This is a genomic window from Scrofimicrobium canadense (assembly GCF_009696615.1).
Classification (GTDB): Bacteria; Actinomycetota; Actinomycetes; order Actinomycetales; family Actinomycetaceae; genus Scrofimicrobium; species Scrofimicrobium canadense.
Genome location: NZ_VULO01000013.1, coordinates 1 through 14,602, shown reverse-complemented (window position 1 = coordinate 14,602; position 14,602 = coordinate 1). Strand labels below are relative to the sequence as shown.

Genomic DNA, 14,602 nt, shown 5'->3' with positions numbered 1-14,602 from the left:
CCTCGGGTTTGGTGGGGGGGTTGTTTATCCTGAGGCCATTGCGGCCTGGGTGCTGTTTTGAAGGTACTGGTAGTCGGTTTCGCATTCGATTGGTGTCCGGTATCCGATCGCGGAATGGAGGCGGTCGTGATTGAACCAGTGCACCCAGGAAAGGGTCGCCAGCTCGAGTTCATCAGCGGTGCGGAACGGCCCGTCCGTCTTGACGCACTTAGTCTTGTATAGGCCGACCACGGTCTCTGCGAGAGCATTGTCATACGAATCTCCGACGGTTCCGATCGAGGCCAGTGCCCCTGCCTGGGCGAGCCTTTCGGCATACCGAATCGCGGTGTATTGACTTCCCGCATCGGAATGTTGAACCAAGCCAGTAACGTCCTGGCCTGCTTCATCTCGCACCCATAACACCATTTCCAGGGCGTCTAAGGGCAGGCCGGTAGGAATTCGGTTCATGGTTCGCCAGCCAACGATCCTCCGGGAGAACACGCCGGTGACGAACGCGGTGAATGCCATCCCAGACCAAGTCGGCACGTAGATGAAATCAACGCCCCACAACTCGTTATGCCCCCAAGCGTGGAAGTCGCGTTTCACTAGGTCAAGGGGCCTTAGAATCGACTCATCCGACCCGGTGGTCTTGAAGGTCTTTCCGCGGCGCACTCCTTGAAGACCTAGCTCTTTCATGAGCCGCTCCACCCTGCAGCGAGCCACCCGCACTCCTTCGCGGCTCAGAAAGCACCACACTTTTCTAGCCCCACTGACCCCTCGCCCAAGACTGCGGTCCCAGAACACGCGCTCAATCTCTTCCATCAGCCACGCGTCCTGTACTGCTCATTGCGATAGCGGGCGCTTCTTGAACGCATAATAGCCAGACGAAGCGATCTTGATCCCATACTCAGTGAGCACACGACAAAACGGCTCGACCCCGAACCAGTCACGATAGTCATCCACAAAAGTCACTACCACGGCAAACGCGAGTCGAGCTCCCACGCGAAGAAACTTGAAGCCGCAAGAAGGATCTCATTGGCTCTCTTCAACTCACGATTCTCGGACTCTAAATCCTTGATCCGTTTCACCTCCGAGCTCGTAATCCCAGACGCTTCCCCCGCGTCAATCCGGGCTCTTTTCACCCGGCCACGCAGAGTGTCTTTATTGACCCCCACCCGCATCCCAATACAGGCCATGGCCTTACTTAGCGACAACCCGGAGTCTTCCTTCTAGGCCTCACACACAAGACGAACAGCCCGATCCCTCAACTCATCTGAATACTCCCTCGGTACTGGCACAGCCATCATCCCTTCGTGAAATCAAACCCCCCACCAAACCCAGGGCGATTCAGTGATCAAAGTTCCGTATCCAACAGAACCCAGGCCACAGATACCGCCTGATCATGTGGCAAACCTATGCTCGGATTATCGGCCGGTAGTTTCCCCGTCTGGCTTTTGCTCTCGCATCGGGAACGCGGAGGGTTTTGCGGCCAATATGGCTATCGATTAACCCCCAAGACTCTAGCTGCTATGACCTCAGAGGGCAGCAATAGACTCGAGGTAGCCACATCCAGTCAAGACGTATTCCATACCCCGCAGTTCACGTCCTGAGTACAAGAATCATGGAGAACCCTCCGGCGCACATCTAGGAGAGCTGCCCTCTTGTGGCGAGGAATTTTCCTTGAGCCATAACACTTGTCATGGGCCGGGCATAAGCTTGTGGGAGCCGCAAAACTAACATGAATCCAGAAAGGTCGTTTCAAAATGACTGAGATTAAGGTTCCAGATATCCTCTTGGATCTGTCCGAGGAATCATTCGCAGCGAAGCTGCTGAAGGATTATTTCTTCACAACCAAGAAGACTGGCAATACGCCTCTCTTTTCCGGGGCCTGTTTCGAGTCGCTCGGCTCTGATCACAATGCCCGGCACGCCTTTGAAATCACGGCGGAAGATATCGTTGCAGTGCAATGTCTTGGCGTCGGCTTCACTGGTGATCAATGTATTGCACTGATAGAGGAAAAGAAGACAGATATTGCCAAGATCCTGAATGACCCTAACATGAAGCCAGACGCTAAGCTGTGGGCCGATGACCAAGTCAAAATTGAGGAAGCCGGAAGCCCAGGAAACCGCCTATGGGAACTACTCAAAACCCCCGACAACAACGGCATCGGATCTACCAAAGCAAGCAAACTCATGGCCAGGAAACGTCCAAGCCTGTTTCCGGTCTACGACAAATGGGTAGCAAAAGCCTTAGGACGAAAGAATGCAAACCATTATTGGACCGTTTACCGCGACCTAGTACTGACGGAACTGAATGGAACGCCTCTGCATGAGCACTTTAGTAACCTGAAGATCAAGCTGAATCTGCCTGACCAGGTGACTCCACTGAGGGTATGTGACGTCATTCTTTGGTATTCGAACAATCCACGTCTAGCCGACCGTCGAGAGCTACTTCGGATGAAGAATTGACCTCTAAGCTTGATCCCACGAGTCCAAGCGTCCGCCCAACATCTCGCTAGTTGAAGCGGTCCAGGTTTTGTTCCTGACGGGGTCCGGGTTTGGTTCCTCTGGTTTGTGAGAGGTTAGGACGCGATTTGTAGTTTCGGGTGCTGCTGTTCGTATTCTGCGGGGGTGTGGTTGCCGATGGCTGAGTGTCGTCGCCATCGGTTGTGGTAGATCTCGATGTAGTCGAATACTGCGTTCGCTAGTTCGGTGCGGGTGGTCCATTCCTGCCGGTTTAGGAGTTCGACTTGCATTTTGCCCCAGAAGGATTCGATGAGCGCGTTGTCGTACCCATCGCCGATGGTCCCCATCTACCAAGACCCCATGCACGCCCTTGTCAAACACCAAGAAGCAATACAAAACGAAAGAAACACCGGACAACCAGCAGAAATAACCCATGACGGGGGTTCTCATAACAAAACTAGAGTGGAGCTAGGGGGATTCGAACCCCCGACCTTCTCATTGCGAACGAGACGCGCTACCAACTGCGCCATAGCCCCAGGTACTTGAGGAAGTGTAGCACTTGCAGCTTCTCTCAGACAATATTGCGAAGTGTTGCCCACCGCGTAAGTTCGTGTCGGTTGGACAGCTGCAGCTTCCGCAAAACCGCAGAAACATGGGTTTCTACCGTCTTGATAGAGATGAAGAGTTCAGAGGCTACCTCTTTATACGCGTATCCGCGCGCGATCAATCTCATAACTTCTTGCTCGCGCGCTGAGAGCAGATCTAGTTCGTCCTCGGCGTCGGCGGGTGCCACCTGTCCGGTACCGAATGCGTCGAGTACAAATCCCGCTAGGCGCGGACTAAAGGCAGCATCGCCTTCTGCAACGCGGCTGATGGCTTCTACCAGTTCTTTGGGCGCAATGGATTTAGTCACGTATCCGCGAGCACCTGCGCGAATAACCGCAACAACGTCCTCGGCGGCATCAGACACTGAAAGAGCCAAGAATCTGGTGTTCTTCAAATCCTGACAGGCTGCAGCCACTTCGGCGCCGCCTCCCCCGCCGCCTCCAGGCATATGTACGTCGAGTAATACTACGTCGGGTTGAAGCGCCCGGACGGCCGCGATTGCCTGGTCAACATCGGCGGCTTCCCCCACAACTTGTAGACCAGCATTTTCAAGTTCTCCTCGGACACCGGCACGCACCAGCGGATGATCGTCAACTATTAGAACCGAAATATCAGTCATTGTTGTCCTCACTAGCCTTATTTAGTGGCACCGAAATGCGCACTTCAGTACCGATAAAATCGTCCTCGCGGGTGCGGTAGCGCACGGTTCCTCCCACTCGTTGAACCCGTCCTATGATTGAGTCTTTCACACCGTGACGATCCTCTGGCACCTCGTTCACGTCAAATCCCAGGCCAGAGTCTTTAACGAATATCTGCAATTCGTCTGATGTGAGTTCCATATAGACCGATACTGGTGGTTCTCCGTGACGCACCGCGTTTGTGGCGGCTTCTCCTGCAGCAGCTATCGCGGCTAAGTCACCGGGACCTGGGACACGATCCCCAACAGTGACCACGTCTATTTCTACACCGTATACGGATTCGACGGTCTCTATCTGCTCGCGTAATGCTTGCGCAACTGATTCTCCAGCGTCGGCATGCCCGGTGTAAAGCCACGCTCTCAGCTCTCTTTCCTGCGTGAGTGCTAAAGATCGCACCCGTGCCGGATCGTCGGCGGCGGCGCGTATGAGGGTGAGGGTTTGCAGGACCGAATCGTGGAGGTGTGCGGCAATATCAGCTCTTTCGGTCTCACGTGCCTCACGAGTTCGCGATTGGGAAAGGTTCCGCAATAGTCCAAGCCAGATGGGTGCAAGAGCTAGCCCGACCCCAGCCAAAACCACTATTCCTATCAACGCACCTCTAAGAAGCACATCGGTTGGGTCATTTCGCGCCACAAGGAATACGGCTGAGATGACAACGATGGCTGTGCCCGACCCAATGAGCGAGAGAACCTTGGGTGTTTTCCAGTGAGCCAAGTTTGGAACCTGCGTCCACACCATAACCAGACCAGTGACGACCCCGACCACGGGAAATACTGCGTATCCGTCGAGAGGCCCCCACCATTGATAGGTGAACACGGCGAATGCGACCATAAGGAAGGCTGCTCCCGTGAGAACCATTTGCCCAGAAACAGTCTTGAAAGAGCGCTTTTTCTGCACCTTTGCCTGTGGCGCAGCGAGGGATCCTACACGCTCACGTACCGCCGATTCTTGGGGAACGGTAACCCACAGCCAGACATAGAGCAACGCTCCCATACCGAAAAGAAACGTGCCAGCAACGATGAGGCCGCGCACCCAGGCAACAGGAATGCCTAGATGCAAGGAAAGCCCAGAACAAACGCCTGCCACCCAAGGACTAGCCATGTCTGAGGTGTCCTGGCGTGCTCGCACAAGAGGCGGCCTGGGAGTGCCTGGACGAGGCGTCGTTTTCATTTCCACCCATCTATAGTCTCAGATGCATCGGGGAAGGAATAGTCAAATCAGGGAGGGTTCAGGGGAAACCCTCATATCTTTTGCTACAAAAGACAGGCACAGTAGAAATATGAAAGAAAACCCCTTCTTCACAGGAATCCGACGCACTGGATGGGTACGCCCAGAAGACCGTTGGATTGGCGGTGTGTGCGCTGAGCTGGCCCGAAAGTCAGGCTGGGATGTTTCACTTATCCGCGGGCTTGTGGTTATCGCGACGCTTGTCTTCTGGTTTCCGTTAGCGCTCTACGGTGCCGCTTGGTTTCTCCTTCCCGACGCACGAAATGGGGAAATCCTCGCAGAAGAACTCATGCGAGGGCGTTTTCAGGGTGCCCAGGTAGGCGCAATCATTGCGATCATTGTAGGCGTCGCAAATCCTATGCCCCCCTTCGGATGGCATTTTTGGACCTTTGGCGTGATTACTGTCGCGATCATCGCAGCTGTCATCCTTATCAGTCAAAACCGTAATAATAAGACTTCTCATCAGGCTCAGAAAGGACCCGATCAGATGAGCACACCTCCGGTCCCACCACCATCTCCGGCAACACCGCCGCATCCTCAACCTCAACCTCGCCCCACTGCCAACACTGCTCCATATCAGGGTGCATACACCTACGCACCGGTACCTCCACGCCCCTATTCTCAACCACCCACCCAGCAGTCAAAACCCATATCAAGTGCTGTTGGTCTAGCCGTCTTGGGGGTACTCTTTCTCTTAGGTGCTGCACTGGTCTTGGCTCATGTAACTGGTTGGCCGGCCCTCAATGCTTTTGCGGGGGTCGGATGGGCAATCTGGGCTGCCGCAGCTCTCATCATCATGGGAGTCGTTCTAGCGGTCGGAGCCCTACGGGGAAGGCGCGGAGGCTGGTTTCTAGGATTCAGCATTGTCGCAGCGATGGTCTTGTTTCCCATTGGCGCAGGTTCTGCAGCCGTGGTGAACGGCCCCTTCTACGACCTTCCATTCACCGCGTTTGGGTATAACTTCAACGAAGCTGGGGTCATCTACGCAGACCATACCGATAGCGAGATTGACGCCGATGCTTCAAGTGTCACTCTTGACCTATCGAATGCTCCGAAAGAGTATGACCATGATATTCATGTTGATCTTGATGCCTCAAATCTGACAGTAATAACTCGAAAAGACCAACCCATATCGCTTACTCTGGACGGCAGTATCTCTAATTTTTCCTCTCAGAAACAAGGCGTACCTATATGGGGTAATGACGCGCCGTCACGGCTGGCAGGTTTCTTCACCTGGTCTGGCGAGTCACCCACATATGACGGGGAAGGAATCCGTCTGGAAATCGACATGGATGCCTCGAACGTTGACTGGCAGGTCGTCGATAAGCACACACCCGAAATCTCGCAATCCGAGGGACATAACTGATGATGGAACGCAACGACAAATCTCAACCGACTACTGAAGAGCTTTTCGCTGAGCTCAAAGAAATTATCTCAGATTCGCCTCGTGAAGAATCTATACCTTCTCCAGAACAGAACTGGCGGGAAGCAGAGAACAATGATTCCACCCAGCCTCTGCCCCATACTGAATACCACGAGCAACCAGCTCCTCCGGTGTGGGATGCAAATCCTCCAGCCACGCCAGCCCCGGCGCCTGTGTCTAAGGGAAGCCGCGTGCGAGTTGGCCTGTTGATCTGGGCTGGTTTGCTGATCATTGGCGGGCTGTGGATAGTGTTTCTCTTGGCTTTCCCCGGTGCAGGTGTAGGAATCACCCTTGCTAGTCTCCTGGGAATTTTTGGAATCATTTTCATCGTCGGGGCTATTGCAGTGGCTATGAAGAAAGACTCCTAACTTTCTACGCAGATAAGCAAATGTCCCAGGGTATGATCACCCTGGGACATTTGCTTATGTGAGCGCCTTACTGGGCCTGTCCCGAGAACCTGGCCAGTTCCTCGTCAATAATGGCGGCGTCTAGTTTGTGGAAAACCGGGGTAGGCTTGGCAATCTCTCGGCCAACTTCAATGCTGTGTCTTCCCCAGCTGGGAACATTCGTATAGTCCCCTACTATGATCGGATATCGCCGTCCTGGAATGTCCAGGTCGTCAACCCATTCAGCCCTCGGCATGGGGGCAACGTGGCCATCACCACCCATCACCTTGTCGATAGCGTTTGCGCTATGCGGAAGGAACGGCGACATCATAAGGTTGAGATCGGCAACTACCTGAGCCAGCGTCCACAGCACTGTTCGCAGACGTGGCTGCTGCTCTTCGGATTTTAGCTTGAAAGGCTCTGTCTGAGTGACGTAAGTATTTGCTTCTCCCACCAAGCGCATAACCGCCGCTAAAGCAGCCTTTTGATGGTGAGAGCGAATCAAATCACCCACCTCCACGAAACCTGCCTCGATTTGGTCCAGAAGAACCTGGTCCAGTTCTTCAAGAGCGTCCGGCTCAGGGATATGACCAAATCTCTTATTGATCATGGAAGCTGTTCGGTTAACCAGGTTTCCCCAGCCCGCCACAAGTTCGTTATTGGTGCGCCGCACAAACTCTTCCCATGTAAAGTCCGCATCGGAGGTTTCAGGGCCCGCAGCGCAGATGAAGTACCTCAGTGCATCGGGCTGATAGCGGGAAAGCATGTCCCGCACATAGATGACAATCCCCCTAGAAGAAGCAAATTTTTTGCCTTCCATGGTCAAGAACTCTGAAGAGACAACTTCCGTTGGCAGATTGAGTGTGCCGTATGCGCCCGGTTGCCCGCCTTTGTCTCCTTCGCCGTTATATGCCAAAAGCTCCGCGGGCCATATCTGACTGTGGAAGACAATATTGTCCTTACCCATAAAGTAGTAGCTGAGTGCTTCTGGATCGTTCCACCACTTGCGCCACGCGTCAGGATCGCCGCTGCGCCGGGCCCATTCAATCGATGCCGACAAGTACCCTACGACAGCATCGAACCACACGTAGAGGCGCTTGCTGGGTTGATCTTCCCATCCAGGCACAGGAATACCCCAGTCAATGTCGCGGGTCATAGCTCGCGGGCGAATCTCTTCTAGGAAGTTCTTCGAGAAGCGAATCACATTCGGGCGCCATCCAGCTTGCTCGCGACCATCCAGCCACTGGGTGAGGGCATCGGCCAATGCTGGCAGATCCAAGAAATAGTGTGTCGTCTCAACAAACTCAGGGGTTTCACCGTTGATTTTGGAGCGAGGATCAATCAGGTCAGTGGGATCCAACTGATTTCCACAAGAATCACATTGATCGCCGCGCGCTCCGGTGTATCCGCAAATGGGACAGGTTCCCTCAATATAGCGATCAGGCAACGTTCTTCCTGTCGAGGGAGAAATAGCCGCCAAGGTCGTCTTTTCGATCATGTATCCGTTATCACGAACAACGTCAAACATTGACCGAACCACCTCATAGTGGTTCCCCGTAGTTGTTCGGGTGAAAAGATCATACGACAGACCCAGATTCACCAAGTCGTCAACAATGAGCTCATTGTTGCGATCGGCGAGGTCTTGAGGGGTGGTTCCCTCCGCATCGGCGGCCACCAAAATGGGTGTACCATGCTCGTCCGTTCCTGACACCATGAGGACATCGTGCCCGGCCATACGCATATAGCGAGAGAATACGTCAGAGGGAACGCCGAAGCCTGCAACGTGTCCAATGTGTCTAGGACCGTTCGCATACGGCCATGCAACTGCGGAGAGGATTGTGCTCATACTCTAAGGATAGTTCCCCGAATCGTTAGTGCGGAAACCGAAGAGGCATTAGGGTGGTCTCATGAGTCGAGCATTGCTGATTGTCGATGTCCAACCAACCTTCTGCGAAGAGGGCGCGCTCCCCATCGATGGAGGGAACGCGTGCGCGGAAAGAATCGCTGACTATGTGGCCCGCCACGGTGACGAGTATGACCTCATTATCACTACTCAAGACTGGCATATTGATCCCGGAAGTCATTTTTCAGATAACCCCGACTACAAGGACACGTGGCCCCCGCACGGCGTGGCCGGAACAGAAGAAGCAGAGCTGCACCGGGCAATCAACGGAATCCCCCGCGACTACTGCGTAAAAAAGGGAGCATACGCAGCGGCATATTCTGGCTTTGAAGGTGAAACTCCCGACGGGACGACACTTGCAGAAGTATTCATGGACGAGGCGGTCGACCAGGTTGATGTCGTTGGGCTAGCCCTCTCTCACTGCGTCAAAGAGACGGCCCTCGATGCGGTGCGACTCAAAGGCGTCCGCGTAAGGGTCCTTCTTGACCTCACTGAACCCGTATCACCCGAATCCGGGCAAGAAGCCATTGAAGCTATGCGCAAGTCTGGAGTGACTTTAGTGGGTTCAGCTGCTTGATCCCCACCCAATTTCTCAAAGGTGCAGAAGTCACGCCAACTCTTTGAGAGCGGCCTTATACAAAGCATTCTTGCGAAGGCCCGTGCGCTGTGCAACCTGAGCACATGCCTCTTTGAGCCCCAGTTCTTCGGCTAGTTCTTGGACTTCAGGCAACGCCTCGTCCACCGACATATGCCCTCGATACCCAGCGGTGACTATCGTGATTTCTCCTCTGGGCTCTTCGGGCATGGTTGAAAGAACTTCTTCCAGGCTGCCACGCACAACCTCTTCGTAGGTTTTAGTGAGTTCCCGGCACACAGCCGCGGGTCGATCCGCCCCCAGAACGTTACCCATATGTTCCAAGGTTGCGCGCAGGCGCTTTGGGGACTCAAACCAAATGAGGGTACGGGGATCGTCGCGAACCGATTCAAGTCTGCGTAGTATTTCTCCTGTTTTGCGCGGCAAAAACCCCTCGAAAGCGAAACGATCCGATGGCAGACCTGACACTGAAAGAGCCGCTAACGCCGCTGAGGGACCGGGCAGTGGATGAACAGCTACTCCCGCACCAATTGCCGCCTGGACAACGCGGAATCCTGGATCAGACACTGTGGGAGTACCCGCATCAGATACCAGTAGCACTGTGGATCCCTGAGCTGCTTGACTCACTATGCCTTCGGCCTTGGAAGCTTCATTGTGGTCGTGGACGGCAATGATCTCACCTGTTGGCGATACACCTAGCCGAGAACATAATGCCCTGAGCCGCCGTGTGTCTTCAGCCGCTATCAGATCCGCATGTTCTAACAGATGGCGAAGCCGAGGTGAGGCGTCGTCGGAGTTGCCAATAGGAGTTGCAGCCAACCAAATTGCACCAGTCGTCATAGACTCACCATACCTTTGTGCCGCGCGGTCGCGAAGGTTTGACCTGTCACGCGGCTCTTTCTGGCAGTCATGCTACGTCGTCTGTTGAGAGTGTCGAGACACTTTGCAGAAGTCAACTCCCGGGTAGACATAGTTGCGCCTATACTTCCTGTAGAAAAGAGGTACTCATGATTATTCGTTTCCCCCAATCCTTCCGTCTTGAGGGTATGCCTGCCACTGTGACCTTGTCACAGGAGGGTATTGTCACCTTGCTAGGTGAGCTTCCCGGCGAAATCACTGCCACTACGGAGGATGAGATACACGTGAGATTTGATTCTCCCCGCGCTGCAGCCGATTTTGTTTCGACTCTAGGGTCTACCATCCCCTATCTTGCTGCTGACATGGATATTGAAGAGGAACTCCTTTTCAACAGCCTGATTTCAGAACGTGAACTCCCTCCAACGTCAGATCGCCCCCGGGCTTCACGCACGGCTATTGCCGCGCTCAGCGTCGCAATTCCCGGAGCCGTCATAGCGATTGCGGCTCTTGTTCTTGGCATCATTGGAATTGCCATCTAGTCCAGCGCAGCGCATGCTCAATCCTGATACAAAAATGGCTGTCATCTCATAAGAGACAACAGCCATTTTCAGCGTCTAGCTTCAGTCTGGCAAGCGCTTGCCTGTCGAGTAAGAGAAGTTATGCTGATGCCCCTCTTTGATCTCAGCGTAGATCACGGAACCGATCGCGGGTGCCGAATTCGGTGGGACGCGAACAACAAGTTGCTCTCCGCCGCCCTCAACACCAGAACCCAAACCGTGACCTTCAGCGGCCCCAGCTAGCTTGCCGTAAATGTAAGCATCTGAGCCAAGTTCCTCAACCAGCTGAACCTCGATTGGGATCGTTCCAGCAACCGACGAGTCAACCAAACGGAGGGCCTCAGGACGGAAGCCAATAGTAATCTTGCCTTCGTCTTCTGGAACGACGGCGTCAAGTGTCTCCCGTTTGAGAGGTACTACCGCGGTTCCTAGCTTTGCAACATCGCCGTCAATAGTGAACTTCCCGAGGTTCATGGCAGGAGATCCAATAAATCCAGCTACGAACTCATTTTCGGGACGATCATACATGTCGCGAGGTGTCCCAACCTGTTGCAGCAAACCGTCCTTCAGCACTGCAATACGGTCACCCATTGTCAGAGCCTCAGTCTGATCGTGGGTCACGTACACGGTGGTAACACCAAGAGAACGCTGCAGAGATGCGATCTGAGTACGCGTCTGCACACGCAGCTTCGCGTCCAAGTTCGACAGCGGCTCATCCATGAGGAATACCTGGGGTTTACGCACGATGGCGCGTCCCATTGCTACACGCTGGCGCTGACCACCAGAGAGAGCCTTTGGCTTCCGATCCAAGTAGGGAGTGAGGTCCAAGATCTTGGCTGCTTCCTCAACACGCTGCTTGATTTCATCCTTTGGCTTGCCAGCGATCTTGAGGGCAAAACCCATATTGTCGCGCACAGTCATGTGAGGATAGAGCGCATAGTTCTGGAAAACCATTGCAATATCGCGGTTCTTTGGCTGCACATCAGTGACGTCACGGTCACCAATGAAAATCCGGCCCGCATTGACATCTTCAAGTCCTGCCAGCATACGCAACGATGTGGATTTACCACAGCCCGATGGGCCAACAAGAACAAGAAATTCGCCGTCTTCAATCTTGAGATCAAGCTGGTCAACAGCGGGGTGATCCGCCCCAGGGTAAATCCGGGTGGCCTTATCAAAAGTTACACTTGCCATATTTCCCTCCACCGGCAGGTACGTGCCGGACGATCCGTTGTAGAGATCATCTTCGATTTTTTCGGGTCTACGCCTCTACGCGCGAAACCTCCACCAGAATAGCACTAAGCTGACCCTATGGCACACACCGTCGGCGGATACGAACTAATAGGCCGCCTCGGCATCGGCGGTTCTGGAACTGTATGGAAAGCCCGCGACGGAGCGGGAAACATATGCGCGCTCAAACTATTACATCCTGCTATTGCCGCCACAGAATCAAGCCGAGCTCGTCTCATTCGCGAAGCCCGCCTCGTCAACCAAATTCCCGGAGAAGGGATAGCACGAGTCCTCGATTTCGAAGCAGATGCAGCAGAACCTTTCGTTGTTACCGAGCTTATTGAAGGGCCAACCCTTGAAGACATTATCCGACAGGAACCTTTGTCTCTAGATGAGGCATTATTCCTAGGGCAACAACTACGCACCATTCTTTCTCGAATACACGCATCCGGCATTGTGCACCGTGATCTGAAACCGTCCAATGTCATTCTTTCAGACGAGGGGCCGGTCCTGATCGACTTCGGTATTGCCCAAGGTGACGGAAACGAGCGTCTCACACAAACGGGTGTGGTAAATGGCACACCTGGATATGTCAGTCCAGAGCTGCTGAGTTCTTCCACGACCCCATCCTTTGAACTTTGGAGATTGGGCGATTGGTGGGCGTGGTCCGCGCTCCTCCTATCAGCCATGACCGGAGAGGCCCCTTTCGGTTCGGGCACTACGCAAGGCGTGCTGGATCGAGTCTTTCGGGGCGAGCCAGTGGTTGGCTCTATTCCGGACGAGGTTGCCACCGTAATGCGTCAAGCTCTGCATCCAGATCCTTCCGCGCGGCTCTCCCCTGGCACGGTCTTAGACCATCTTGAAGCCACGCGAGCTCACAAGCCTCCGACTTCTCTGCGACGGATGCCGCAAATCGGGATCCTTACACTCGGGTTCGTTGCCCTACTACCTGCATTGTTCCAGTGGCCAGGCCTGGCTGCAGCTCTAGTTTTCATAGTTGCGCTTGCTACCGTGTCAGAAGCTCAAGCCTGGAAGCATAAGCACCCTTTGCTCCGCACTGTCGCAATTCCTATTAACATTCTGTTAGCTGCTGCACGTCTACTCCCCGGACTGGCACTCGCTTGCGCTGCAGCTTATGGCGTGTGGGCATTGTGGGATCCATTTCTTGACCGGAAAACAACGTGGCTAGCCTCATTTATTGGTCTTCTTGTCGTGTATATAATGCCGTTTTCATCACCGCTTCGCGACTCACCAAGTTACCTTTTTCGTGCGCTCCTTAGGACTCGCCTTCGCATTTGGAGCACCTTCGTTCTGGGATCCTTCATTCTTGCGGGAATTGTAGTGTTTCTCATTTGAGCGTTCTCAGGTTCTTCTCAAGAAACGCCACTAGACTAAGTTCAGCTAAAACCCAAGGAGTTGTATGGCTAAGAACCAGCCGAGCAGCACTCGCGACAAAGCGAAAGCTATGCGTGAGGCTCAGCAGAAAAAAGAAAAGCGCGTGCGGAACCTTATCATCGCAATCGTTTCCGTAATTGTGGTAGCGGTCATCGCAACGCTGATTATTGTCATCACGACTGTAGATAAAGACCGCACGAAGAGTGGATTTGTTGGAGCGCAGTCTGGAGCTCAGTCAGGAGAAATCCTTCCCATCGCAAATGGAGGGCCGATCGTAATCTCTGACCTTGGGGTTGGGAAAGCGAATCCAGACGTCCCGAACCTTGACTTGTTCTTCTCATACACATGCCACGCGTGTGCCTCACTGGAAGAAGCCGTTGGCGACAGCCTTACCAAGGATGCTTTAGACGGCCAATACAACCTGGTACTTCATCCAGTGGATACTGCGACTATGGCATTCCAAGGGCCAGCAACCAATGCGGCCCTTATCGTAGCTGAACAAGATCCTGAGAACTTTGTTGCATTCCACAGGGCGCTCATGCTCTTCCTCAACGAAGAAGTAAACGTCAAGAAAGACGGAACTATCGTCCAAAATATTGCCAGTTCCAAAGAAAAAGTTGCGGAAATGGCTAAAGAGGTCGGCGTACCACAAGACATCATTGACCAGTTCGGTGACGAGGCAACAGAATACATCGCCGCTTCACAAGAGATTTGGCGTAACTTCCCGGCCGAAGGACGCGACGGACTTGCAACGCCGGAAATGGTATTCATGGGAACAGTAATCCCGTGGACAGGGAACACTCCCTCTGAGATGTACCAGAACATCACAACTGCAATGCAACAGATTGCAGACGCTCAGACAGGTAATTCGTCACAGTCGTAAGAAAAGTAACGGATTCAGTTTGACCGGCACCTATCTTCCAAGGCAAGATAGGTGCCGCGCCTCCTTAGCTCAGCTGGCCAGAGCAGCCGCCTTGTAAGCGGCAGGTCAAGGGTTCGAATCCCTTAGGGGGCTCCATTTCATCTCCGCCGCGTACGGGGTCATAAAACTGTACACCGGGACTTATACCGCCCAGGCACTTACCACATCGCCCAGGCCGCGGGCTCAGCTTCGTTTCTGAACACACTCCACAAACTATCCCCCCGACTAAACCGGCTCTTCGGACTTTGGTGGGGTGTGGGTTAGGGGATGGTGATTGAGTCGAGTGTTTTCCAGTGGGGTTTGCCGGCGTAGAGGAGGACTCTGGTTTTGTAGTTGTTGAAGTTGGTGAAGCCGAATC

The 14,602-nt window shown here is 53.9% G+C and carries 12 protein-coding genes, 2 tRNA genes and 2 pseudogenes; 8 read left to right on the top strand and 8 right to left on the bottom strand.

The window, feature by feature from the left end:
* Positions 1 to 24: 24 nt before the first annotated feature.
* A pseudogene (locus FYJ24_RS10525) lies at positions 25 to 1,283 on the bottom strand (IS3 family transposase).
* Between the two features lie 459 nt (positions 1,284 to 1,742).
* Between FYJ24_RS10525 and FYJ24_RS10520 the strand changes: the two are divergent.
* Positions 1,743 to 2,447 carry a DUF6308 family protein gene (locus tag FYJ24_RS10520; protein ID WP_154546195.1) on the top strand — a complete coding sequence of 235 codons (705 nt, stop codon included), beginning with the start codon at positions 1,743 to 1,745 and terminating at the stop codon, positions 2,445 to 2,447.
* Positions 2,448 to 2,560: 113 nt separating this feature from the next.
* On the opposite strand, the pseudogene FYJ24_RS10515 reads toward FYJ24_RS10520, so the two are convergent.
* The 4 genes and pseudogenes from FYJ24_RS10515 to FYJ24_RS10500 form a co-directional block, all read right to left on the bottom strand.
* Positions 2,561 to 2,788 (bottom strand): annotated as a pseudogene (locus tag FYJ24_RS10515) (IS3 family transposase); the annotation flags it as partial.
* A 119-nt stretch (positions 2,789 to 2,907) separates the two neighbouring features.
* Positions 2,908 to 2,980: transfer RNA gene (locus FYJ24_RS10510), tRNA-Ala, on the bottom strand.
* 35 nt (positions 2,981 to 3,015) lie between these two features.
* On the bottom strand, positions 3,016 to 3,669 hold the full coding sequence (locus tag FYJ24_RS10505; protein WP_154546191.1) for a response regulator: 654 nt from the start codon (positions 3,667 to 3,669) through the stop codon (positions 3,016 to 3,018).
* A complete protein-coding gene (locus FYJ24_RS10500; protein ID WP_154546189.1) occupies positions 3,662 to 4,918 on the bottom strand; it encodes a PspC domain-containing protein in 1,257 nt (418 codons plus the stop codon). The genes FYJ24_RS10505 and FYJ24_RS10500 overlap by 8 nt, the downstream gene beginning before the upstream one ends.
* 109 nt (positions 4,919 to 5,027) lie before the next feature.
* Here FYJ24_RS10500 and FYJ24_RS10495 point away from each other — a divergent pair, with 109 nt between their 5' ends.
* Entirely contained in the window at positions 5,028 to 6,341 is a 1,314-nt protein-coding gene (locus FYJ24_RS10495; RefSeq protein WP_206192656.1) for a PspC domain-containing protein, read from the top strand.
* On the top strand, positions 6,341 to 6,766 hold the full coding sequence (locus FYJ24_RS10490; RefSeq protein WP_154546185.1) for a hypothetical protein: 426 nt from the start codon (positions 6,341 to 6,343) through the stop codon (positions 6,764 to 6,766). The genes FYJ24_RS10495 and FYJ24_RS10490 overlap by 1 nt, the downstream gene beginning before the upstream one ends.
* 67 nt (positions 6,767 to 6,833) lie before the next feature.
* On the opposite strand, the gene metG is transcribed toward FYJ24_RS10490, so the two are convergent.
* Positions 6,834 to 8,630 (bottom strand): methionine--tRNA ligase, encoded by a 1,797-nt coding sequence (gene metG / locus FYJ24_RS10485; protein WP_154546183.1) that lies wholly within the window; start codon positions 8,628 to 8,630, stop codon positions 6,834 to 6,836.
* A 61-nt stretch (positions 8,631 to 8,691) separates the two neighbouring features.
* Here metG and FYJ24_RS10480 point away from each other — a divergent pair, with 61 nt between their 5' ends.
* Entirely contained in the window at positions 8,692 to 9,264 is a 573-nt protein-coding gene (locus FYJ24_RS10480) for an isochorismatase family protein (RefSeq protein WP_154546181.1), read from the top strand.
* A gap of 30 nt (positions 9,265 to 9,294) precedes the next feature.
* On the opposite strand, the gene rsmI is transcribed toward FYJ24_RS10480, so the two are convergent.
* Positions 9,295 to 10,122 carry a 16S rRNA (cytidine(1402)-2'-O)-methyltransferase gene (rsmI, locus tag FYJ24_RS10475; RefSeq protein WP_154546179.1) on the bottom strand — a complete coding sequence of 276 codons (828 nt, stop codon included), beginning with the start codon at positions 10,120 to 10,122 and terminating at the stop codon, positions 9,295 to 9,297.
* Positions 10,123 to 10,289: 167 nt separating this feature from the next.
* Between rsmI and FYJ24_RS10470 the strand changes: the two genes are divergently transcribed.
* Positions 10,290 to 10,679, top strand: coding sequence for a hypothetical protein (locus tag FYJ24_RS10470; protein ID WP_154546177.1), 390 nt, complete (start codon positions 10,290 to 10,292; stop codon positions 10,677 to 10,679).
* 81 nt (positions 10,680 to 10,760) lie between these two features.
* On the opposite strand, the gene FYJ24_RS10465 is transcribed toward FYJ24_RS10470, so the two are convergent.
* Positions 10,761 to 11,891 carry an ABC transporter ATP-binding protein gene (locus FYJ24_RS10465; protein ID WP_154546175.1) on the bottom strand — a complete coding sequence of 377 codons (1,131 nt, stop codon included), beginning with the start codon at positions 11,889 to 11,891 and terminating at the stop codon, positions 10,761 to 10,763.
* A 117-nt stretch (positions 11,892 to 12,008) separates the two neighbouring features.
* Here FYJ24_RS10465 and FYJ24_RS10460 point away from each other — a divergent pair, with 117 nt between their 5' ends.
* The 3 genes from FYJ24_RS10460 to FYJ24_RS10450 all read left to right on the top strand — a co-directional run bounded on the left by FYJ24_RS10460 (position 12,009) and on the right by FYJ24_RS10450 (position 14,340).
* Positions 12,009 to 13,283: a serine/threonine-protein kinase gene (locus FYJ24_RS10460; protein ID WP_154546173.1), complete on the top strand. Its 1,275-nt coding sequence runs from the start codon at positions 12,009 to 12,011 to the stop codon at positions 13,281 to 13,283.
* A 64-nt stretch (positions 13,284 to 13,347) separates the two neighbouring features.
* Positions 13,348 to 14,205, top strand: coding sequence for a DsbA family protein (locus FYJ24_RS10455; RefSeq protein WP_154546171.1), 858 nt, complete (start codon positions 13,348 to 13,350; stop codon positions 14,203 to 14,205).
* 58 nt (positions 14,206 to 14,263) lie between these two features.
* Positions 14,264 to 14,340: transfer RNA gene (locus FYJ24_RS10450), tRNA-Thr, on the top strand.
* Positions 14,341 to 14,602: the final 262 nt, after the last annotated feature.